The organism is Bacillus cereus group sp. MG4 (assembly GCF_040460055.1).
In the GTDB taxonomy this organism is placed as follows: domain Bacteria; phylum Bacillota; class Bacilli; order Bacillales; family Bacillaceae_G; genus Bacillus_A; species Bacillus_A wiedmannii.
This window is the reverse complement of sequence record NZ_JARVGZ010000001.1, coordinates 4,376,946-4,399,020: the sequence shown is the minus strand read 5'-3', so window position 1 is coordinate 4,399,020 and position 22,075 is coordinate 4,376,946. Positions and strand designations below refer to the sequence as shown.

Sequence of the window (22,075 nt, the reverse complement as noted above, 5' to 3'; positions counted from 1 at the left end):
ATTCCAGGATGATTATGTTTTTGATCAATAAACCCTTTATATAAAGACCCCTCTAATTTTTGAATAAAATTCTCCATATGATCACCATTTATGACAATTTTTTATATTAATTGTATTACTCACTGATTTAAAGTGCAAATTTATTACAAATATAAAAAACTATCCGTATAAAACGAATAGTTTTTTTAAAATTACTTTACAATCGATTCTTTTGATAATTTCTCAATAGTTGGGATATCCGCAGGTGCCCACTCTAAAGCTGCTAGTTCATTCGGATATAACCATTTAATTGCTACATGCTCAGTTAAAACCGGACTTCCTTCAACAAGTTTACAATAGAAAGTTTTCAAATGAACGATACCAAAATCATATTCATAGGCTGTATAGTCAATTTGTTCACCAATTTGCACGCTACAATGCATTTCTTCATCAATTTCACGCTTTAACGCCTCTTGAGGTGTTTCTCCCTCTTCTATTTTTCCACCTGGAAATTCCCACATAAGAGGTAGCGATTTAGATGGCCCTCTTTGTGCACATAAAATTTTCTCATCTTGAACAATTACCGCTCCAACAACATAAATATTTTTCTTCATTATGTCCTCCTTAAATCTCACAGAAACTCTATAATTTACGTTTCTACATCTTATAGACTGAAAAATGCCTTTTATATCTTTTAACGACTAATAAATTTTTAATCAGTAAGACAGATTTTATCTATTCCTATCTAGTACCTTAAATGTAATTAGCCTAACACTCTCATCTCTTTTATATTATATAGAAGTAACTATAAAAATAAAGCATGATTGAATACTTCCCTCTTAAGCCTCTTTTTTCACCATCTCTTCATACCTAAAACTACTCTCCTCCAAAAACCCCCTACTCTCCCCACTCCCCTTATAAAAACTCTCCCAACCCCGTTCCCTCAAAATCTCCTTCCAACTATCACTCTCCACCATCCTCTTAATCACACCATCCCAATAAGCAACCTCTTCCTCCGTCATATCTTTCGGGCCCATAATTCCTTTCCAGTGCTGGAATATGACGTCGATTCCTTGTTCTTTCCATGTTGGGATTTCTGGTAGTCGGTCTAGTCGTTTTGGTGCGGATACGGCTAGTATTTTTATTTTGCCGGATTTGTATTGTTTTTCGGCTTCGGATAGGGTCATGGTTGCGGCGCTGATTTGTTTGTTCGTTAGGGCGTTTATGATTTTTTCTTTGTTTTCGTAGACGAAGAATTGTAGTTCGGCAGGGTTTATGCCGAACGCTTTGCTTACTTGTACAAAGGATAGGTGATCGTCGTTTCCTAGGCCAGGGGCAACGCCGAGTTTAAAGTTTTTCTTGTTTTGTTTTAGTTGTTCCATTAGTTCGTTTGCGTTATCTATGGTGCTGTCTTTTGATACGACAACGACTTCCCAATCTGATGCGAGTGTTGCGAGCGGCGTGAAGTCTTTATATGTTAGTTTACTGTGGCCTAGTAGGTTGTTCGTTATGAGTAAGCTTGAGTTGATCGCGAGTACGTGACCGCCTTTTTGTTTCGTATATTTCCATCCGACGTCACCGCTACCACCTACTTTGTTTGTGACTGTGATTGGTTTTGTGAAGATTTTTTCTTCTGTTAGTGTTTTTTGCATCGCTCGCGTTGTTAAGTCCCATCCTGCTCCTTGAACGTTTGGTGCAACGATTTCTACTTCTTCTATGTTTACTCTATTCGTTTGCGTTTTTTCCGAGGAACAACCAGCTATTACTCCTGTCATGATCCATATACATAGTAATAATCGCTTTTTCATAGTCCTCGTCCTATGCGATATTTTCGTTCTGGTCGTCCGATAATGCCGTATGTGTACTCTACTGTGCATTCGTTTGTCGCTACTAAGTATTCTAAATATCTTCTTGCGGTTGTTCTGGAGGCCCCCATTTGTTCTCCCATTTCTTCTATTGTAATACCCTCTTCGAATCCTTTTATAATTCCTTTCACTTTTTGCAGTGTTAACGGATCAACACCCGTCGGTAAGTTTTTTATGTCTTGTGTTTGCGAAGTGCCGAAGAAACTATCGATGAGTGCTTGATTTACTTCATTGTTACTATGTAATAGTTGCTTCTTTCTTTTATAGTCTTCAATTGTGCGAACAAATTTTTCTAACGTGACCGGTTTTATAAGGTAGTTGCTTACGCCATTTCGAATTGCTTTTTCTAACATATGGTTTTCATTCGCCGCAGTAACCATAATGACGTCAACATTTGGAAAGTCAGCATGGATTTTCGGCAATAAGTCTGTTCCGATTCCATCTGGTAAATAATTATCTAATAGAAGTAAATCGATTTCTTCCTTTTGTAGTAGTTCCATCGTTTCTTTTGCATTCAATGCTTTTCCGATCACTTTTACGTCCTTTATTTTTGATAAAAACTCTTCCTGAATTTGCGCGACGCGGAAATCATCTTCTGCAATTGCAACCTTCAACATATGTCCATCCCCCTGTTTGTCATGTACTTTCTCTCAATGTTTTCGGAAGGTAAATTGTAAAAATAGCTCCCCCATTTTTCTCGTTTTGAATTTCAATCGTTCCTTCTAGTACATCTACCATTTCTTTCACGTTTGCTAGTCCGTAGCCACGATTGTTTCCTTTCGTTGAAAATCCTTTTTGAAAAATAGTACTTATTTTTGCTGCTGATACTCCTATCCCACTATCTATCACTTCAAATACAATATCGTGTCCAATATCCGTAACGAAGAAAGAAACACTCTTTTCCTCTCGTTCACTCACCGCATCAAATGCATTGTCGATTATGTTGCCAAGGATTGTAATAAGATGCGAAACTTTTATATGATCTGGTAACGGATGAAGCGCACTATCTCCTTCAATATGAAAATCAATTTTCTTCTCAGATGCTGTTCCGATTTTCCCTAATAAAATAGCTTGTACTTTCGCATCATGAATTTGATGGAATAAAATGTGGTTTTGGCTTTGATGAATGTTAGATTCTTGCTGAATAAATTCAATCGCTTCTTTGTAATGTCCTAACTGAAGTAATCCTGATAAAACGAAAAGCTTATTTGTAAATTCATGTGTTTGAGCGCGTAAATCCTCAGAATACTTTCTTACCTCAGATATTGTGTTCACAAGGTTTTGCAGTTCTGTTTTATCTCTAAAACTACATACAACTCCTACCGTACTGTTATTTTCGAGTATCGGTGTCATGTTTAAAATAAACACTTTATCTTGAAACGCGATTTCTTGATCGTTTTCTAGCACTCTCTCCATATTAAATTCCGGTAAAACATTTGAAATGTGCCGCTGCATATAATCGCCATTTACATGAAGCATTTCCTCTGCTGATGTGTTCATCATCGTAATAAAACCGTTTTGATCAATAGCGATAATCCCTTCTTTTATAGATAGTAGTATTGCGCTTCGTTCCCGGTATAACGCTGCGATTTCATTCGGCTCTAAACCGAGTGTATCTTTACGAATGCTACGTGCTAAAAGAATTCCACCAACAATTCCAGCTAGTAATACAGCTAAGGAAAAGAGTATAATTTCTTTCGTTCTGCTCAATATGTTAGATTCAATACCTTTTATTAAAAACTCTACTGTCACAACGCCTACTACTTGATCGTAATCTCCGTTATGAACAATAATAGGTGCCTTCGCCATTAAAGCCGGACCACTTTCACCATTTCCTTCCAGCGTATAATAGCCACCAAGAGTGAGTGCTTCATAGTTATATGGATTGTTACTCTTTGTACCAATTAACTCAGAATTAGAATGGGAATACATAACCCCATAACGATCTTCTATAATGACATAATCTGCACCAGCTTGCTCACGAACTTGTTCCGCAATGGATTGAATCGTACTTTTATGCTCGTTGTATTGAAAAGCATCTTTTATAGCTGGCATAAAAGAAAGGGATTTAGCCGTTTGCAGTGCTAGCTGCTCTACTTGGCGCTTCGTATCAACGGACTGAATGTAAACAAATATTCCCGCTAACAGAAGAACGACAAATAAAATTAATGTAATAATTAAGCTTACTATTTTCGTTTGTAATGACACTTTGCGTGATTTCTTCATACTCCATATCCTTTGATAAAATATTCAAAACTATCAATCTCCTTTTTCTATTATTATGACAAAACTAATAATGAAGCAACTATTAAAACTCTCCATGTACATAAAGTACAAAAAGAATAAAATTGTCGTAATATTGAGATTTCATCCCGAAGACAGTACAATTCAACTACAATGAACACGCTTTCATATATACCTTTTATTACTAAGCAAGAGGAGGAATGATTATGGCTCAAGCAAAATCTAATCGAGTCGCCGGCAATATTTTCAAAGGTTCTGTCGGTAATTTAATTGAATGGTACGACTGGTATGTTTACTCTGCTTTCGCTGTTTATTTTTCAGCAGAGTTCTTTCCTAAAGGTGATCCAACGAGTCAGTTACTGAACACTGCGGCTATTTTCGCAGTTGGGTTTTTAATGCGCCCTATCGGAAGTTTATTAATGGGACGCTATGCAGATCGGCACGGACGCCGAGCAGCATTAACGCTTTCGATTACAGTTATGGCCGGTGGTTCTTTAATTATCGCCTGTACACCTAGTTACGAAAGCATCGGTATTATGGCACCCATTATTTTAGTTCTTGCCCGTTTACTGCAAGGATTATCACTCGGCGGAGAGTACGGAACTTCCGCAACGTATTTATCTGAAATGGCTAGTAGTGGTCGCCGAGGCTTTTATTCAAGCTTCCAATATGTCACGCTCGTCGCTGGACAAATGGTTGCGTTAGGCGTTCAAATTGTTCTTCAGCAATTGCTAAGCGAACCCGATATGAAAGCTTGGGGTTGGCGCATTCCATTCATTATTGGAGCGATGGGCGCAGTAGCTGTATTATGGCTTCGCCGCACGATGGATGAATCAGAGCAGTTCGCAAACATAAAATCACAAAAACGCGAAAGCGCAGGAACCGTTCGCGCGCTTATGAAACACCCGAAAGCAGTATTAACAGTAGTCGGCCTAACATTAGGAGGTACTGTCGCATTCTATACGTACACAACATATTTACAAAAGTTCATGGTAAACACAGTCGGTCTTCCGAAAGAAGTTGTAAGCTGGATTAACTTTGTCGCACTACTTATTTTCGTCGTACTTCAACCAATTGCGGGGCTACTATCCGATAAAATTGGACGCCGCCCACTATTAATGGCTTTCGGTATTCTCGGGACATTACTCACAGCACCAATTTTCTTCTTCATGGAAAAAACGACAGAACCAATGGTAGCATTCTTACTTATGATGGTCGGTCTCATTATCGTTACTGGTTACACTTCCATTAACGCAATTGTAAAAGCCGAACTCTTCCCAACTGAAATTCGCGCACTAGGCGTAGGTTTACCATATGCACTAACTGTTGCGATATTTGGCGGAACAGCCGAGTTCATCGCATTGTGGCTAAAAAGTATCGGAATGGAATCACTATTCTACTTCTACGTAGCTGGATGTATCGCGATAAGCTTCATTACGTATCGGCGTATGGATGAGTCATCGAAGACTTCGCAGATTGAGGCGGAGCTTGGTGGTGGAGATAAACTAGCTAATAATAAATCTAGTTAAAATTACGTATTCTATGTTCTTCGTTTACCCGAACTCGATTTGCTTTATCTAAAAAAACATAATTCATTAATATACACTTTAAAAACCTCTACTTATATGTAGAGGTTTTTGTATGACGAAAAAACTCGTAGTTCCATTGTTATTTTACAGCCCCAAAATTCTTCCTCATCTTAAAGTGGAACAAATTTATTACTTAGAGTGTCTAATAAGTGTATTTCTAATATTAGTTGTCCAGATTGGATACAACGTATCTCGTTTGACATCTATTTTTATGTATTACAAAAAAAGAAAGGACTTATTATTCCCAAAAGCAAAAAATATGTATTGTAATACTTTCACAGGTGAACCATTACAAGTGGAAACAAAAAAGAAACAGCCCAAACCGTGACTTATCAATCATATAAACGTTTTGGATATCCTTTAACCTGTGAAAATTTAGCTGCAGTAGTTTACCCTATGCCATCTTTAATTGCATTGGTATTTAGAATACCTAGACAAAATCCATATATTCTTGAAAGAGGTTGAAAATTTATGTTCGTTTTAAACAAGTTCTGTAACATTTTACATTACACAAAGATTGTACCTGTAGTATTACTTTCATGTGTATCACTTATAGGCTGTTCCAATAGTAATGCTCAATCTGAACCACCTAAACAAACGAATCAAGCTAATCAAATTAAACAAGAAAATACAGTTAATCAATCTTTCGCTAAACTTGAAAAAGAATATGATGCTAAGCTTGGTATTTATGCAATGGACACAGGTACGAATCAAACTGTTGCTTATCATTCAGATGATCGTTTTGCATTTGCATCTACATCTAAATCATTAGCTGTGGGCGCTCTTTTACGCAAGAACTCATTAGAAGCTCTTGATCAAAGAATTACGTATACTCATGAAGATCTTTCTAATTATAATCCAATTACTGAAAAGCATGTTGATACAGGAATGACGTTAAAAGAACTTGCAGATGCTTCAGTTCGATATAGTGACAGCACAGCACATAATTTGATTCTTAAACAGTTAGGAGGTCCCTCTGAATTTGAAAAAATCTTGAGAGAAATGGGAGATACTGTTACTACTTCAGAACGATTTGAACCTGAATTAAATGAAGTGCATCCAGGAGAAACACATGATACCAGTACACCAGAAGCAATAGCTAAGACGCTTCAATCATTTACATTAGGGACTGCACTTCCAATAGAAAAACGTGAACTATTAGTAGATTGGATGAAGAGAAATACAACTGGAGATAAATTGATTCGTGCGGGCGTACCAAAAGGATGGGAAGTAGCTGATAAAACTGGCGCGGGATCTTACGGAACAAGAAATGATATCGCAATTATTTGGCCACCAAATAAAAAGCCGATTGTTCTTGCTATACTTTCTAATCATGATAAAGAAGATGCTAAATATGACGATAAACTTATTGCAGACGCAACCAAAGTCGTGTTAAATACCTTAAAGAGGGTGTTGCAAAACTAAAATAAATATGCAATGTTATGAATCAGAAAAACTAGCTGAACATGTAATAAATAGCGATTTTGACCATACCAACGTGGCTGTTCCAGCCCTTTATCTTTGAGATGACCAAACTGTTGTTCAATTTTCCCACGCTCTTTCATCAACTGTTTGCCAAAGATGGTTTGTGCAAAATGAGATAATACACGGCGATGTGTACTTTTGCTTTGTTCGCCATTACGTGGGTTAATTGGATTCACCGCAAAAATATCACATGTTTTTGCAATTTCATAAATGCGCTGACTATCATAAGCAGCATCTGCAATGGAAAATAACACATTTTGATTTTGTATATCTTGAAGCAATACAGGAGCCATTTTGCTATCATGTACGTTCGCTGTTGTAAATGCATACGACAATACAACACCTTCTGGTGTAGAACAGACATGAGCTTTATATCCCTTATACCAACCATAACGAGTAGATTTCCCCCATTTTGCTTGGGAATCATATAAACTACTCCGTAAGGCAGTGCTATCAATTAAAACACACGGAATTAATCCTAAATTCATTTCTTCAAGAGTTTGTTTATGAATCAACGGAATACCTTCATTGCGAAACCAAGTTCCTACACGTGAGAAAGTGGATATATGAGGAACAAAGGAAAGACCACAAGATACACGAAATGAAGGATATTGATGCAAAAAGCGAGTTAACTTACGTAATGAATTGATTTGGAATACCGTTTTCACAAAAAAACATTTGAGTAAAGCTTTTCTACAGATAGGTGGGCGGCCTGTAATAGGCGGAACGCCTCCAATGGTTAAACTGTCTACGTAGGCAAATAAAATGTGTAAAATGGATTGATTGTGATCAAAATTGGTTATCATACTAGTAAATCCGTCCTTTCTGGAGATAGTTTAGGGTACTATCATTCTTCCAGGAAAACGGATTTTTTTATGCATTTATTTTTGAATATTTATGAGTTTTGCAACACCCTCCTTAAAAGCTACGGAATAGAGGATAATAGGTTAAAAGTTTTCTATTTTAGGCGGTGTTTTCTCTAGTAGGAGTTGCACCGTATTTTCATCAACTAAAAATTTAATAGTGCCCCAAAAATGAAATTTGGTGTTCCCCCTAAAACATCTGGACTGTAATAGCCAATTAAAAAAATGCAAACAAAACGACCCTTAATCAGTCGTTTTGTTTGCATTTCCTTTTTCTAAAACCACAGAAAAGATAAGTACTATAGTTAACAGCATAATAAACCTTACTTCACTTCCGTCACTTACAAAAAATGAATACAAAGTATATATTAAAATTAATATTCCATAAATAATTTTGTGCAATGTACTCCCTCCTTTTTGCCCTATATATTTTAGTATAAAAGTTTGATTCAAGTCCTATATCCAAATGAAAATACTTTTCTCTTGTTAATTTACCTATTTTCTTTTTATAACTCAAACTTCTTCGAATCGTACTTTTCTAGAGTTTGCTGCAATTCATCTTGTTCATATGGAATATGCTTATCTGTCTGTATATCTTCAACATTTGCTCCACCTGCTAATAATCTCCTGTACATAAAAGAGTGCCCTGTTAATACTGTTTTAATCATTTTGTATCGCCCTCCTTTTGTTTGATTACTTGTATCATAAAACAAGTATCTGAAGTTGATATGTAGTCTATCTAGAGTGTATGTAAATTTAGAAAATCTCTAATAAAATGTTTGTATTGTAACGTTACCACCAAAACTATTGCCCTAAACACCATGATTTGAAGAGATAGGCCCCCATGTTCTAGTCTCAATTCCTCCTACAGTTCTATATTCAGTAAAACTGGTTAATCCCTATAATATAAAAAGAGCACCACTTTTTGGATGCTCCTCGTTATAACTATATATTATTTAATTTCCTTCTTTTGCTGGTACCATTTTTCCTTCTTGAGAGTCTGTACCCTCTGTTCTTTCAACAGTTTTTGCATGTTCTGGTTTTTCAGGGGCTCCCATTTCAAATCCAGATTGAGAATCTGTACCTTCTTTTGCTGGTACCATTTTTCCTTCTTGAGAACCTGTACCTTCCGTTCTTTCAACAGTTTTTGCATGTTCTGGTTTTTCAGGGGCTCCCATTTCAAATCCAGGCTGAGAATCTGTACCTTCTTTTGTTGGTACCATTTTTCCTTCTTGAGAACCTGTACCTTCTGTTCTTTCAACAGTTTTTGCGTCTCCTTTAGGAGTTGCTGGCACTGCATCTTTAGGTAAATCAAAGTTTTGTGAGAAAGACGTTGTTCCATCTGCACTTTGTGTAATTACTTGATTTGAACTATTTTCATTTGACTTTAAATTGTCCATTTTCGCATCATCTGCACCTACTGCACCTACTGCACCTCCCGCTACCAATCCTGTACTTAAAAGTGCTCCTGCTAATAATGTTTTAATCATTTTTCATTACCTCCTGTTTATTTGTAATATTCATCAAAAAAGTATCTAGAGTTAATGTTTTAGTCATTATCTTTATCTACTTGCTTTTTGATTACATTTAGCATAAGACAAGAATCTATAGTTGATATGGACTGTATCTGGAGATTATGTAAAGAAAAATAGATGATCAATTGTATATCCTAATGGATGCTTAGACAAAATTGAAACTTTATATGAGTTTGAACAATTGAGTTCCCCTTTGTTTTTGGGTGTGAGGTTTTTAGCTGGAGTGGAGTGAGGGACTAACCTTTTCTAATTTGAAAGCAAACTTTTTATTATTAGTTTACATTCATATTTTCAACTCTTTTATTTTTCTATAATAAAAATAAAAGAGTAATCGCAAAGATTACTCTTGTTTCTTTTTCTTCTCTTCTTTTTGAATTTCAGATACTGATTTTTCAGGATTTTTTATAAGTTTCCCTAATTTCCCAGAACGCGTAAATTTGTCTTCAAAGTTTTCAGTTGTACTTATACTTGCTATAAAATCTAATTCTTTATTATTATTTATATAACCTTTTATACGAGGAACTCCCATTGGACTTATCTTATTTTCTGTAAATGTAATAGATTTTACATCCTGAATATTATAACGAATATACTTTTCTACTCGTACTTCTTGTACTTTCCAAAACTTTTCCTCTTCTTCTTTTTGTTTTAAGTATTCCATAGTAAAATAACCTCCTGCCATGAGCATCACAGCAGATACAACCAAAATCATTACTTTCTTCATTCGAAATCCCCTTATATTCAAGGCTAGTTAACATATGCTCTTTCTAAAATAGGGTACAGAAACCAAGAGTAGTTGCAAGAACTACTCTTGGTTTTTTGCTTTCTCTTCTTTTTCAATTTTAGATACCGATTTTGCTGGTTTTTTCATGTAGTTATCATATAGTTCTCCAGAACATCCAAAATGATCTTCAAAATTCTCTGTGGTACTAATACTTGCTACAAACCACAATTCTTGATCACCATTTATATATCCTTTTATAGTAGGGATTCCCATCGGATTCAACTCTTGTTTTGTAAACGTAATAGATTTCACATCTTTAATATTGTAATGAATATATTTTTCTACTCTTGTTTTTTGTGTTTTCCAAAACTTTTCTTCTTTTTCTTTTTGTTTTAAGTATTCCATTGTAAAATACCCTCCTGCTATGAGCACTATAGCAGATACAATCAAAATGACTATTTTCTTCATGGAAAATCCCCTTACAAAAAACGTAACTACTCAGCCACCTTTTGGTGTCTTTTTTTATTTTACTTGTTTCATATGCCTCCCATTTGTAAATACTGAGTATATCAAACAGGGAGGTGAATAGGATGATCCATCGAAAAATCATTTTAGATGCATATAAAAAAGGACCTGAAGCTGTTATTTCTTTATTTGAAGAAACATTTTCTAAGTTAGAAAAACGTATACAAGAACTAGAAAATGCTTCAAAAAAAAACTCCAAAAATAGTCATAATCCACCTTCTACAGATGGTTTGGGTAAGCCCGTTACAAAAAGTTTGCGCAAACCGTCTCATCGTCAAACCGGTGGCCAGTTGGGCCACAAAGGACATACGCTTTATTTGACAACGACTCCGGACCATACGATTACCTATTCTCCTACACATTGTACTTGTTGTAACACTTCCTTACACCAAGAACCTGTAAAAGGATACCGCATTCGCCAAGTGTATGATTTACCACCTATCCAGATAGAAGTGACAGAACATAAAGTGTCACAAAAAGAATGCCCACATTGCCATTCTATCCAAGAATCACAATTTCCTTCTACTGTCTCTCGTCCTGTTCAATATGGTCCAAATATAAAAAGACTGATTCCCTATTTAACGCATTATCAGTGTCTTTCTTTGAAACGAACGAAAGAATTCTTTCAAGATTATTTTGGGCATTCGATTAGTGAAGGAACGTTAGTCAATCATACAAACAGTTTTTCGGCTCAATTGCAGCCCTTTCTTCAAGAAGTAAAAGACAAGATCCTTCAGTCTTCTGTTGTCCATTTTGATGAAACCGGTATGCGAGTAAAAAATAAAACACAATGGTTACATACCGCTAGTACACCGGAGGTGACCTTGCAACATATTCATCAAAAACGCGGAAAAGAAGCAATGGATGCAGGCGGAATTTTACCGTCTTTTTCTGGAATTGCGATGCATGATGGTTGGAAATCGTATGATGCGTATACAGATTGTCGACATGTATTATGCAATGCCCATCTCTTACGAGATTTGCAAGGAATTATAGATAGTACGGGGCAAAAATGGGCTCAACAGATGCAGAAATTTCTCACGCAAGCTTTAACGCTGAAAAAACAATACAAAGGAAGTCTGCCAAAAGCAAAGCAACAGAATCTGTTTACTGTCTATCAAGCCATATTGAAAGAACAACCAGTCTTTTCTGCAAAATTAAAAAAGAAAGGAAAGCAGACGCCTGCTCAAAATTTATGGAATCGCTTCGTCAAATATGCTGATAGAATTCTAGCATTCTTGGAACATCCAGACATTCCATTTGACAATAATCAAGCGGAACGGGATATTCGAATGACGAAAGTCAAACAGAAAGTGTCTGGGACTTTTCGAAGTAAGAAAGGCGCAGAATCCTTTTGTCAGATACGAAGCTTTATAACTACCATGAAAAAACAAAAACAATCTGTCTTACGAGCAATAGGCCAGGTTATAGAAACCGGAACGGTTCCTTTGAATCGCACAACTTCATAAGAGAAATTCTCTATTTGATCTAGATTCTTTCTCTTATTGGAGTATTTTCTTTTCATGTTTTCGAATCGGAAACATGTATTTGGCCTGTTTTTTTATTTGAAGAAGCTGAGTAGTTACCAAAAAACTTACCAATGCATTCTTCTTAAAATGAGACGGAGAAGAAAATAGTAGTACAAAGACTACTCTTGTTTCTTTTCCTTCTCTTCTTTTTCAATTTCAGATACCGACTTTTCAGGGTCTTTTATAAGTTTTCCAAGTTCTCCAGAACGTGTGAAATCATCTTCAAAATTTTCTGTAGTACTAATATAAGCTATAAAATCCAATTCTTCATTATTATTTATATAACCTTTTAATCTGGGAACACCCATTGGACTTACACTGTGTTCTTTAAATGTAATCGATTTTACATCTTGAATATTGTAATGAATATACTTTTCTACTCTTGCCTCTTGTGCCTTCCAAAACTTTTCTTCTTTTTCTTTTTGTTTTAAGTATTCCATAGTAAAATATCCTCCTGCTATGAGCACCACAGCAGATACAATCAAAATGACTATTTTCTTCATGGAAAATCCCCTTATAAAAAACTTACCAATGCATTCTTCTTAAAATAGGATACAGAAGACAAGAGTAGTGCAAAGACTACTCTTCATGTTTTTCTTCTTTTTCGATTTCAGATACTGATTTTGCTGGTTTTTTCATGTAGTTATCATATAGTTCTCCAGAACATCCAAAATCATCTTCAAAGTCTTTCGTTGTACTGATACTAGCGCCGAACCATAATTCTTGATCACCATTTATATATCCTTTTATAGTAGGGATTCCCATCGGATTTACCTCATGTTTTGTAAACGTAATAGATTTCACATCTTTAATATTGTAATGAATATATTTTTCTACTCTTGTTTCTTGTGTTTTCCAAAACTTTTCTTCTTTTTCTTTTTCTTTTAAGTATTCCATTGTAAAATACCCTCCTGCTATAATACAAATAATGGATATGAAAATTACCAACTTCTTCTTCATAAGAAATCCCCTTATATTTCAATATAGTTAAAATATACCATGAAATGAGTTGAAAAATATGAGTGAATTTAAAAAGAATACCATTGCGACAGATGAAGATTTTTTCAAACTATCAAGTCGTGTTTATGACGATGAATATCTTCACAAAGGTGCCTCAATAGAAGGGGTTAATGGTCAAACCTGGAGGGTCATAGAATCAATAGATGCAGATTGCCAAAAAGTAAAAAATGGATTAGAAGCTATCGCGGTAGTACCAGCAGACAAATATGATAAAAATGCAACACATTATGATGAGATAATCCTAGCATTTCGTGGAACAGAGCCTAACCAATTAGCAGATTTCGAAACAGATATCGATCAGATTACGTTTGGAATTAAAACACATTCTAAAGTAATTACTCCAAGTAACAGTCAAACTATAAAACCTGATTCAGAAACATCATTTAATACTGGATTAAAATGGGCAAAAAATGACATCGTAGCAAAATATAACCCTTCTTCTCTTCATACCACTGGACATAGTAAAGGTGGTGCAGAAGCGGCCCTTATTGCTGCAGAATTAGATTGTTATACAACTACATATGCTGCACCGAATCCCTATGGTTTACTAAGTTCTGAAGCAAAAAAACGAGTAAATGAAGGGAAAATGGAAAATAAAGGAATTGATTATACACATGAAAATGACCCAATTGGTAACCACACTCAATTCGGTGCACCTCTAATTGGTAAGCAATACACGATGAAACAGAACGATACAGAACAAGGATTTCTTACACGTTTAACTATGGACGGACACGGCAGAGATACATTTATGGGATCCTTTCATTCAAATGGAAGTCCCATATTAAAATTAGAACCTGAAGACATTATAAGACAAGCAGAAAAAATTCAAACACTCAGCAATCGATTATCAGATATCGCAAAAAATATAGAAGAGTTTCAAAGAAACGAAGCTGAAGCAGTTCAAAAGTTAAAAAATCAATTAAAACATGAAACAGGGCCAGGTGGAAGATATCATTTATTAGAAGAACACGAAGTAGATGAAGCCATCTCACAAATTGCTAAAATTAGAAAAGGTGGAAATGACTATTTTCATGACGCAAACCTAGCAGAAGAATTAATCCATCTTTTAAAAAAAGAACAAAAGAGTTTAAGCCGATTCGGAGATGATATTAGTGATGCAGCAAATTCACTAAGAGATAAAGACAACCAATTAGCATCAAATTTTCAAATTAAATAAGGGGATAATTATATGATCGATTTTATGGGAGAAATTAAAAAGATAGAAAAACAAATCGAAAATGCTGCAGGAGATTTAGCAAATCAGGTTGTTGATGAATTACAAGCTGCTAAAAAACAAATTGAAAAAGAAATGCAGCGTATGATGTTAAAAACAGAGGTAGAGTTTAAATCAATAGATATTATAAAAGAAGATACATATGCTCTTCAAAAAAACATAGGGATATTTCACGATTTACAAACAAATACAAGAGATATAGCATCAGAACTAGAGAAAAGTTTCGAAAGTAAAACTGGTAGTAAAATAAATGAAACATTAAAAAAATATGAAAAACAAATTAACAACAAAATTTTTAATGAGCATGTTCACTTGGCAAACAGTTGCGGAAAAAAATAAGGGAAATAGAAAAAAAGTCCTCTTAATACAGGACTCTTTTTTTGTTATTCCTGAAAGTAAAACATATTAGTTTACTTTCAAACCCCTGAAAACATTAACTTTTCTCCAATTCTCCTGATATCCTCAAAATACACAATAAAAGTATACATTCAAAACACTATTAATAAAGAGGTCAAAAATCCATGAACAAAAAACAACATCTCATTGATGTCCAACCCATCCGTAGCAAAGAACAAATTGAAGATATGAAATGGGCTCTTAAACGTCATTGTTCTGAACGAGACTATATTCTGTTTCTTATCGGCATCCATACCGGATTACGTGTGAGCGATCTACTTCAACTTGAAACACAAACCATATTGAAATTAAAACGCAAAAAAAGAAAAGAATTCAAAATCAAAGAAGGAAAAACGAAGAAAGAACGTATGATTAACCTTACTTCTATTTTTGACGAAGTATACTCTTATAGCCAAATACTAGAAAGTACCTGGTTATTCCCTTCTCGAAAAGGAGATCAACCAATTAGTAAAATCCAGGCTTATCGACAATTGCAAAAAGCCGGAGATTTTGCCGATGTAGAATCCATTGGTACCCACACCATGCGAAAAACCTTCGGCTATTGGTTCTATAAACAAACAAAAGATGTTGCTATGTTACAAGAAATTCTTAACCATAGCACACCACACATCACCCTGAAATATATTGGAATTAATAAAGAAGAAAAAGATAATATTCTTGATATATTTCAAATTTAATTTATTTAGAATTACTATTTTTTTAATTATATTTTCGAAAAAACGTTAGATTATACATTTTTTCTTTGTTATATTTAAAGAATAATTGGAGTATTAAAATCAACTGATAGAGGTGTTTGCGTGGAATTATTTGAGTATTATAAAAAAAAGGGGAAGTTTAAGTGTTTAATTGGAACTGGGCTTTTTCTTTATGGATTAATTGGTATGTATAATACTTGGGGTAATATTAATTGGGGACCAGTAATCTTAATTATTATAGCTTCTATTGTATTTTTTAGTATTGGATTTTGGCAATTAAGAAAAGGAAATTTACTAGAAAAAAATATAGTTAAAAATGATTTAAAATTTTGGGATATTGATACTTATGTTTTGTTAGAATTACCCGGCAATAATAAACATTTAGGTTTATATACTCCTGATGGAAGATATGTAGCAGGAACAAAGATGATTTCTTCAACATTACCTATTTTAAAAAATAAAGAAGTTTTTGGATTAGAAGCAAGTGATGGAGAAATTCTTGCATACTTTCATAGTGAAATTGAAAATTATGATTGGGCTATTTATGATTCAAATTATAATTGTGTAGGCATGTTTAAAGAAAATATTATACAGGGATTTGGAATGGTACGTGGTTCTTTAATAAATGAAAAAGAGATAAAACTTTCTGAGATAGAAGTTGAATTTGATTTTTTTGAAACATCTTTTCGTACAATAGATGATCGTATATTAATAAACTGTAAAAAAGGATATATGCCTTTAGAATGGAGTGAAAAATTCGGATTAAATGTACCTATTATTAAATTAGGTAATAATATTTCTAATGCTGAAAAAATATTTGGTTTAGGTATTCTTCTTTATATTTTAGAAACAATTAAAGTAAGAAAAAGTAGGATTGTTAATGATTAGAATTAAATATTTATATTATGAAATTTATTAAATCTTTTATTAGAGATTACATCGCCGAAAGTGAAATATTGTATATTTTAGAATTACTTTACGTTCACTTCTTAAAATTGATGAGCATTTGTTATGCCAGAACCAACTGGAAATGGAAACGGCAAGCGAGTATGCTCCGCTTGCCGTTTTTTCATAGCTTCGTATGTATTTGAATTCCTTTCGCTTTCTCTTCTTTACCCTTCACGCGTACAATTAAATCATATGATCCGGGTTTTGGCGCTTCAAAAGAAAGCAAACCTTCTTTTTGAGAAGTGACTTCTTCTTCATAAATGACCTTATCATCTTTTGTGACTTGCAATAAAATCGTACCTTCTTCAACTGCTGCCTCATAAGGAATTTCCACATTTCCTTTTTCAGCTTTAAGCGTTTGTACATCGTAATACCCCTGCAAAGAACCAATTGTTAAAGTCGTTTCGCCATTTTTTTGAACCTTTGTGACTTTTGTTGCTGTATTACATGCACTTAACAATACAACAAGAGTGAAAATCAGAAATAAACGCAGTAATTTCATAGAGATCCCCCTTTCTTTAAATATATACGTATTAAGATTCATTCTTTAACTATTTCAAAAACGCCAACAGCTTAAAAGAATCACTGCTTTTCTTCAACTTCTTTTTTAAATAATTTTTGAAACTCTAATTCTGTTTCATTAATAAAACCAATATGTAAAACATTGGAAATATCTTCATGGTTCAAAAAGAAATTGTACTCCGAAGAAATATTACCATGAGGAAAATAACAACATACATAATCCCATGTTTTTTTTGTTTCAGAATCCATCTGTCTTCTTCCATAAACCATTAATGGATGTTCCCAATCTTTAAACATTACAACAGAACCTATTGGAAGTAATTCTAACTCTAAATTTTGTCCCATCTTATTTTCCCCTTCTTAAAATAGCTTTTTTTACAATAAAATAAATAATAGAGAATAGTAAACAAGCTCCAATTGTACCGAAGGTTGCAACTGAAATTTTCCCTGCTAGTGATTCATTTGGATCTAATGCATTAGGTAAAACTGTACCGAAAATTGCAATGCAAGCTAATATAATCATAAAATATTTTAAAATTTTAACTTTCTTAGTCATACTAATTTTCTCCTTTATTCTTTAATAACAAATTCTCCACCAAATCCCCATAAACCTACACCAGGACCAAATGGTACATGGAATTTCACTCCGCTTTTTCCAGCTTCTAAAGATCCTCCGACTGTCCCAAGCGATGCTGATCCCCCAATTTGTAATTTTTTATTAGAAAATGGAAGAGGGATTTTTATAGCACTCTCATATTTTACTAGAGTAGCTTCAGCTCCTATATGTAAATTTCCATTTTCCACATGAGCACCTAACTCTGCAGTAGCAAGAGCTACTTTAGCCTCAGCTCCTATTCCAAATCCTTTAATATTCTCTTGTTCTATTCCGGCTTGGGCTACTGTAAAACCAACCATAGGTCCATAGGTTTGTTCTCTCTTTTCTTTATCTTTTACATCAAATCTATCATAAGTACGAGAACTTACAAATGGCTCTGCTTCAAGTGTAAGACCTTTAATAAATATACCACCATATCCCTTTTCCTCAGTAAATGATTTTTCATACTTTTTACCATTTATTATACTACCAATTCCTTTTACAACTACTCCAGTAACTGTGGCTACTCCATTAGCTGTTTCCTCAGCTTTTTCCTTTACCTCTTTTGAATCCATCAAAAACCAATCATTTTTAACAGCTGATTTTTCAATTTGAACAGCATGAACTTTATCTGCTGATTTTTTTTGAATAGCTACTGTCCATTCCATATTTAATTCTTTCACACTAAATATCCCTGTTAAAGCATTAAAACCTTTTCCACTTTGGACTTCCGCAAGACCTGCAGCAATGCTAGTTGCTAATTGAATTGCCGTACTATAATTATTACTAGAGGTCTGATTGAATTGATACAAATGATCCAGCTTTTCTTGCAGTTTTTGCCTCATAACAATAAAAAGATTTACCATGGCATCCATACCCGGCATTGGCATAGCTTGATTGACAGCTTCCATACTTGCTTTCATTCGGTCAATTTCTCGAATTTGTTCTAATATTTCTTGTTCAATAACATCAGTTGAAGCTACCTGTGACTGAAATTGACTTGGAAAGGCATTGTTTTGACGGATTAGCTCTTCACATAAGTAAATAATTCCTTGCGCTAAAGGACGAAAGGTTTGTACAAAAAATGCTTTTGCACTGCTATATGTTTGCCCCTGTAACACAGTATCCGTTGCAAAAGCATCAATCGACTGAATTGCTTGTTCCATACCTTGAATGGTGGCCGCACATACAGCATTCATACTTTGAGTTTGGTTCTGTACTTCTCCCAAATACATATTTAAACTCATGAATTAGCCTCCTTTACTAATTGTTGTTGCTGATATGAAAGATCATTTTCTAATTCACTAAGATCTCGTTTCTCTTTAAACAATGTTTCTTTTTGGCTTTCCAATTCAAATGTAAGTTTTCGTTCGATGTATTGTGCTTCTTGACGCATATCCATAAAAAACAATGACATTTCTCTATCTTTATGCCAAGTTCCTAAAATACGATCAAACAAACGATGGTTTTGATTCTTCCATACATGAAAATCTTCTTCTACTTTTTCCTGTTTTTGAATCGCAGATTGATTTCGGTCCTGTTCTTCAAATACATTTCGTAACTTTAGATTTAACTCTTTCATTTTGTTTTCAATATCTCGACCCATCTTTTTCCTCCTACTATTTTACTTTACGTAGGTTGTCACATTAGCGAAAAGTGTTGTGAAGTTCGTTATCTATTCTCTCAAACTCGTTAGCTACCGAATGAATATTATCAACCGCTTGCTGGAAGGCAGCGGAAAATTGTTTCGTCAAGTCTAAGACTTGCTGATTCGCTTCTTGTGCTTTGAAATTAACAGACAACGTTGTACGCGTCGCCTTTGTTATAGAACGACTGGTTGCACTTTGAATCCTATTAGAGGCTGATTCCATTTTCGTAGCAATTTGCGCTGCTGTTTGTAAATTACTTTGAAATTGTCCCATTCTTTCAAACCCTTTCTATAAGTTTTCCAAACGCATCAAAGAAATCTCATAAAATATATATCCCTATCAATATCACTCGCTCTAGGCATGCAATCAAATGAGCCATACAATATAAGCTGTATGGCTCATTTGAAATGCTTGTTATATAGAGCATGACAATTTTTATTTCAAACCGAAATTACGTGATAATTCTTCATCATGAGAAGCAACAGCCTCTGCAGTTTTATTCAGCTGCATATTAATTTCTTGCAATAGCTGTGCAAAGTTTTGTACTTTTGGCTTTAATTCATTGAACTGTTGATCAAAACCTTCGAAAGCACGACCTTCCCATTCTCCTCTTAATTCATTTTGTAAGTTTTGTAATTGACTTAAAATATCCTCAATTTGATTTGCACCTTGTCCATATCGAGTCGCTTTTGATTTAAGCTCCTCTGGTGACATACGAATTTGTCCAGCCATTTTCATTTCCCCTTTAATACATAATAAGCAAAATATGTTTTGGTTAATTTTACTAAATATATTATAATGTATTATTTTGAACTTTTAAACATTTTATCTTTCTATTGAATATTAGAATATTAATATTCTACTTTTTCTTGCTTTACAAGATTTTATGCAAAAAAGACCACCAAAAGGCAGTCTCTCAGAACGAAATTCTGTGTTAACTTATAACAAAAAAAGAGGAGCCATCTCCTCTTCATAAATAAACACTATTTAATTTGTTCCTTATACTCATGGTTAACAACTACATACCATTTTCCTGTATCAAATTTTTCTTTATTAATCACGTAAACTTTACTTTCTCTCCTTACCTCCCCTGGTTTTAATTCCTTAATAATACTAGAGGTCTCACCTTTTTCAACATCATAACTACTAGCTGCCCACACATCACTTTGGTAAGCATTATCATTTTCATCCACTAAATCCACTGATGGTAAAACGGCTAATTTCATCGATTCGTTTGTGATATTTTTTCCTTCTGCTTCTACAACAATAAAGACATGTCCATCTTCAGGTTTTTGGAATCCTATACTCTCTTTACCAACCTTATCTCTTTCTACAACTCTTTTTACAGTTACATCAAATTTAGGTGTATGAAAATCCTTGTTTACAGCATACTCTTTTTCTTTTATTTTTGATTTCTCTTTTGTTTGTTCTGTATTTTTCTGCTTTGTATTCTCTTTCGTTTTCGCCTCATCATTTGTTTGCACTTTCTTTTCTTCTTGTTTAGAATTGGTTTCTTTAGATTCTGAAGAAGTTTTTTCGGATGCATTGCCGCAACCAGATAAATTGAATACTAAAGCGCCACCTAAAATACATGTAGTAAATTTTTTCAACATCTCTTTTTATCCCCCAATAACACGATATGTAAATTCCTTACTTATCATAGCAAAAAATACAATCTTAAATTGTTGCATCTTGTCGAATGATTAAGAATGATCAATTGTTTTTATTGCATATAAAAAACATGATTTTGATGTAGTACGAAGATCATGTTTTACGTTGATGTTATTTATCAAACACTTTATTCACATTATACTTCGCTTGAAATTCGTTAATCATATATGTTTCGTAAATTCCTCTTTCCATCGGATTTTCTACAATACATACATCAATACGATACACTTCATCACGATGATTTTTAATACGTTGTCTTACTTTACGTGCTTTCCCAACAAAAAGAAGTTCGTCATTCAAATTATAGTTAAACAATAAGGAAAATTATATGACAGGAGATGCAAATATAGACAGTCGCTGATCATTAGTCTACAACCAATCCCACTCTTTACAAAAATATATCAACGATTATTCAATTATATCGATCGTAACTCCGAATATATCGACGATTCGACACAACATATCGACTTACCGACAAATTTCGTGAAAACTATAACCAAAACCACCAACCAATCCCACACCGGCACCCACGCTCCCTACAAAAGAAAGAAACACCTTCAATTTGTCGTTTACATCTACATACTACAGACTGGATGTTCTATCCTTGTCTCACTTTATTGGGTCACTCCAAAGTATGCCAATTCAATCGGTGCATTCTTACTCATGATGATCGGTGCTACACTTCCATTAACGCAATTGTAAAAGCAGAACTCTTCCCAACTGAAATTCGCGCACTTGGCGTAGGTTTACCATATGCGCTAACCGTTGCGATATTCGGTGGAACAGCTGAGTTCATCGCATTATGGCTAAAGAGTATCGGAATGGAGTCACTATTCTACTTCTATGTAGCTGGATGTATCGCGATAAGCTTTATTTCGTATTGGCGTATGGATGAGTCATCGAAGAATTCGCAGATTGAGGCAGAGCTTGGTGGTGGAGATAAACTAGCTAATAATAAGTCTAGTTAAAATTATGTATTCTAT

At 34.3% G+C, this 22,075-nt stretch carries 28 protein-coding genes and 2 pseudogenes; 9 read left to right on the top strand and 21 right to left on the bottom strand.

All coding sequences use genetic code 11. The annotated features are described in order from the left end of the window. Positions 1 to 191: 191 nt before the first annotated feature. From QCI41_RS23095 to QCI41_RS23080, 4 genes are all read right to left on the bottom strand, one after another. Entirely contained in the window at positions 192 to 593 is a 402-nt protein-coding gene (locus tag QCI41_RS23095) for a (deoxy)nucleoside triphosphate pyrophosphohydrolase (protein WP_000739608.1), read from the bottom strand. 225 nt (positions 594 to 818) lie between these two features. Next, positions 819 to 1,787: a tripartite tricarboxylate transporter substrate binding protein gene (locus tag QCI41_RS23090; protein ID WP_353836571.1), complete on the bottom strand. Its 969-nt coding sequence runs from the start codon at positions 1,785 to 1,787 to the stop codon at positions 819 to 821. Then, complete coding sequence (locus QCI41_RS23085; RefSeq protein WP_283884409.1) at positions 1,784 to 2,461, bottom strand: response regulator; 678 nt, start codon at positions 2,459 to 2,461, stop codon at positions 1,784 to 1,786. Before QCI41_RS23085 ends, QCI41_RS23090 begins: the two co-directional genes overlap by 4 nt. Before the next feature lie 19 nt (positions 2,462 to 2,480). Beyond that, entirely contained in the window at positions 2,481 to 4,070 is a 1,590-nt protein-coding gene (locus QCI41_RS23080) for an ATP-binding protein (RefSeq protein ID WP_353836572.1), read from the bottom strand. Between the two features lie 224 nt (positions 4,071 to 4,294). Here QCI41_RS23080 and QCI41_RS23075 point away from each other — a divergent pair, with 224 nt between their 5' ends. The 3 genes from QCI41_RS23075 to blaIII all read left to right on the top strand — a co-directional run bounded on the left by QCI41_RS23075 (position 4,295) and on the right by blaIII (position 7,102). Continuing rightward, a complete protein-coding gene (locus QCI41_RS23075) occupies positions 4,295 to 5,617 on the top strand; it encodes an MFS transporter (RefSeq protein ID WP_353836573.1) in 1,323 nt (440 codons plus the stop codon). A 112-nt stretch (positions 5,618 to 5,729) separates the two neighbouring features. Continuing rightward, positions 5,730 to 6,005, top strand: a complete 276-nt coding sequence (locus QCI41_RS23070; RefSeq protein WP_353836574.1) for a hypothetical protein — start codon at positions 5,730 to 5,732, stop codon at positions 6,003 to 6,005. Between the two features lie 143 nt (positions 6,006 to 6,148). After that, positions 6,149 to 7,102, top strand: a complete 954-nt coding sequence (gene blaIII, locus QCI41_RS23065; protein ID WP_353836575.1) for a class A beta-lactamase BlaIII — start codon at positions 6,149 to 6,151, stop codon at positions 7,100 to 7,102. Here blaIII and QCI41_RS23060 read toward each other — a convergent pair. From QCI41_RS23060 to QCI41_RS23035, 6 genes are all read right to left on the bottom strand, one after another. Next, positions 7,099 to 7,968: a transposase gene (locus QCI41_RS23060; protein ID WP_353836336.1), complete on the bottom strand. Its 870-nt coding sequence runs from the start codon at positions 7,966 to 7,968 to the stop codon at positions 7,099 to 7,101. The genes blaIII and QCI41_RS23060 overlap by 4 nt on opposite strands. Positions 7,969 to 8,268: 300 nt before the next feature. Further along, the gene (locus QCI41_RS23055) at positions 8,269 to 8,427 is read right to left on the bottom strand and encodes a hypothetical protein (protein WP_000548946.1); all 159 of its coding nucleotides are present in this window, start codon (positions 8,425 to 8,427) and stop codon (positions 8,269 to 8,271) included. Positions 8,428 to 8,531: 104 nt separating this feature from the next. Then, the gene (locus QCI41_RS23050; RefSeq protein WP_016513667.1) at positions 8,532 to 8,693 is read right to left on the bottom strand and encodes a hypothetical protein; all 162 of its coding nucleotides are present in this window, start codon (positions 8,691 to 8,693) and stop codon (positions 8,532 to 8,534) included. 288 nt (positions 8,694 to 8,981) lie between these two features. Continuing rightward, complete coding sequence (locus QCI41_RS23045) at positions 8,982 to 9,515, bottom strand: hypothetical protein (RefSeq protein WP_353836576.1); 534 nt, start codon at positions 9,513 to 9,515, stop codon at positions 8,982 to 8,984. A 385-nt stretch (positions 9,516 to 9,900) separates the two neighbouring features. After that, positions 9,901 to 10,284, bottom strand: a complete 384-nt coding sequence (locus QCI41_RS23040) for a DUF1433 domain-containing protein (protein WP_353836577.1) — start codon at positions 10,282 to 10,284, stop codon at positions 9,901 to 9,903. An 81-nt stretch (positions 10,285 to 10,365) separates the two neighbouring features. Further along, entirely contained in the window at positions 10,366 to 10,752 is a 387-nt protein-coding gene (locus QCI41_RS23035) for a DUF1433 domain-containing protein (protein WP_353836578.1), read from the bottom strand. Between the two features lie 122 nt (positions 10,753 to 10,874). Here QCI41_RS23035 and tnpC point away from each other — a divergent pair, with 122 nt between their 5' ends. Then, positions 10,875 to 12,278 carry an IS66 family transposase gene (gene tnpC / locus QCI41_RS23030; RefSeq protein ID WP_353836579.1) on the top strand — a complete coding sequence of 468 codons (1,404 nt, stop codon included), beginning with the start codon at positions 10,875 to 10,877 and terminating at the stop codon, positions 12,276 to 12,278. Between the two features lie 179 nt (positions 12,279 to 12,457). On the opposite strand, the gene QCI41_RS23025 is transcribed toward tnpC, so the two are convergent. Together QCI41_RS23025 and QCI41_RS23020 are read right to left on the bottom strand one after the other, a co-directional pair. Beyond that, a complete protein-coding gene (locus QCI41_RS23025) occupies positions 12,458 to 12,841 on the bottom strand; it encodes a DUF1433 domain-containing protein (protein WP_353836580.1) in 384 nt (127 codons plus the stop codon). Between the two features lie 76 nt (positions 12,842 to 12,917). Then, a complete protein-coding gene (locus QCI41_RS23020; RefSeq protein ID WP_353836581.1) occupies positions 12,918 to 13,298 on the bottom strand; it encodes a DUF1433 domain-containing protein in 381 nt (126 codons plus the stop codon). Positions 13,299 to 13,356: 58 nt separating this feature from the next. Between QCI41_RS23020 and QCI41_RS23015 the strand changes: the two genes are divergently transcribed. From QCI41_RS23015 to QCI41_RS23000, 4 genes are all read left to right on the top strand, one after another. After that, the gene (locus QCI41_RS23015) at positions 13,357 to 14,538 is read left to right on the top strand and encodes a coiled-coil domain-containing protein (protein WP_353836582.1); all 1,182 of its coding nucleotides are present in this window, start codon (positions 13,357 to 13,359) and stop codon (positions 14,536 to 14,538) included. A gap of 12 nt (positions 14,539 to 14,550) precedes the next feature. Continuing rightward, positions 14,551 to 14,934 (top strand): hypothetical protein, encoded by a 384-nt coding sequence (locus QCI41_RS23010; protein WP_000564897.1) that lies wholly within the window; start codon positions 14,551 to 14,553, stop codon positions 14,932 to 14,934. Positions 14,935 to 15,116: 182 nt separating this feature from the next. Continuing rightward, positions 15,117 to 15,689: a tyrosine-type recombinase/integrase gene (locus QCI41_RS23005; RefSeq protein ID WP_353836583.1), complete on the top strand. Its 573-nt coding sequence runs from the start codon at positions 15,117 to 15,119 to the stop codon at positions 15,687 to 15,689. A gap of 120 nt (positions 15,690 to 15,809) precedes the next feature. After that, positions 15,810 to 16,595 carry an ABC transporter ATP-binding protein gene (locus tag QCI41_RS23000; RefSeq protein WP_353836584.1) on the top strand — a complete coding sequence of 262 codons (786 nt, stop codon included), beginning with the start codon at positions 15,810 to 15,812 and terminating at the stop codon, positions 16,593 to 16,595. 181 nt (positions 16,596 to 16,776) lie between these two features. Here QCI41_RS23000 and QCI41_RS22995 read toward each other — a convergent pair whose 3' ends face one another. The 9 genes and pseudogenes from QCI41_RS22995 to QCI41_RS22955 form a co-directional block, all read right to left on the bottom strand. Next, complete coding sequence (locus QCI41_RS22995) at positions 16,777 to 17,157, bottom strand: BA_1872 family lipoprotein (RefSeq protein ID WP_353836585.1); 381 nt, start codon at positions 17,155 to 17,157, stop codon at positions 16,777 to 16,779. A gap of 80 nt (positions 17,158 to 17,237) precedes the next feature. Continuing rightward, on the bottom strand, positions 17,238 to 17,522 hold the full coding sequence (locus QCI41_RS22990; RefSeq protein ID WP_353836586.1) for a DUF4176 domain-containing protein: 285 nt from the start codon (positions 17,520 to 17,522) through the stop codon (positions 17,238 to 17,240). A gap of 1 nt (position 17,523) precedes the next feature. Then, a complete protein-coding gene (locus tag QCI41_RS22985) occupies positions 17,524 to 17,733 on the bottom strand; it encodes a hypothetical protein (protein WP_353836587.1) in 210 nt (69 codons plus the stop codon). Positions 17,734 to 17,747: 14 nt separating this feature from the next. Continuing rightward, positions 17,748 to 19,019 carry a T7SS effector LXG polymorphic toxin gene (locus QCI41_RS22980; protein ID WP_353836588.1) on the bottom strand — a complete coding sequence of 424 codons (1,272 nt, stop codon included), beginning with the start codon at positions 19,017 to 19,019 and terminating at the stop codon, positions 17,748 to 17,750. Continuing rightward, positions 19,016 to 19,378 carry a DUF3958 family protein gene (locus QCI41_RS22975; RefSeq protein ID WP_353836589.1) on the bottom strand — a complete coding sequence of 121 codons (363 nt, stop codon included), beginning with the start codon at positions 19,376 to 19,378 and terminating at the stop codon, positions 19,016 to 19,018. The genes QCI41_RS22980 and QCI41_RS22975 overlap by 4 nt, the downstream gene beginning before the upstream one ends. A 40-nt stretch (positions 19,379 to 19,418) precedes the next feature. After that, the gene (locus tag QCI41_RS22970; protein ID WP_353836590.1) at positions 19,419 to 19,694 is read right to left on the bottom strand and encodes a TIGR04197 family type VII secretion effector; all 276 of its coding nucleotides are present in this window, start codon (positions 19,692 to 19,694) and stop codon (positions 19,419 to 19,421) included. A 162-nt stretch (positions 19,695 to 19,856) separates the two neighbouring features. After that, positions 19,857 to 20,153 carry a WXG100 family type VII secretion target gene (locus QCI41_RS22965; RefSeq protein ID WP_000918602.1) on the bottom strand — a complete coding sequence of 99 codons (297 nt, stop codon included), beginning with the start codon at positions 20,151 to 20,153 and terminating at the stop codon, positions 19,857 to 19,859. 251 nt (positions 20,154 to 20,404) lie between these two features. Next, positions 20,405 to 21,034: a hypothetical protein gene (locus tag QCI41_RS22960; protein WP_353836591.1), complete on the bottom strand. Its 630-nt coding sequence runs from the start codon at positions 21,032 to 21,034 to the stop codon at positions 20,405 to 20,407. A 169-nt stretch (positions 21,035 to 21,203) separates the two neighbouring features. Beyond that, a pseudogene (locus tag QCI41_RS22955) lies at positions 21,204 to 21,398 on the bottom strand (GIY-YIG nuclease family protein); the annotation flags it as partial. A 339-nt stretch (positions 21,399 to 21,737) separates the two neighbouring features. Here QCI41_RS22955 and QCI41_RS22950 point away from each other — a divergent pair. Next, a pseudogene (locus QCI41_RS22950) lies at positions 21,738 to 22,060 on the top strand (alpha-ketoglutarate transporter); the annotation flags it as partial. Positions 22,061 to 22,075 lie beyond the last annotated feature (15 nt).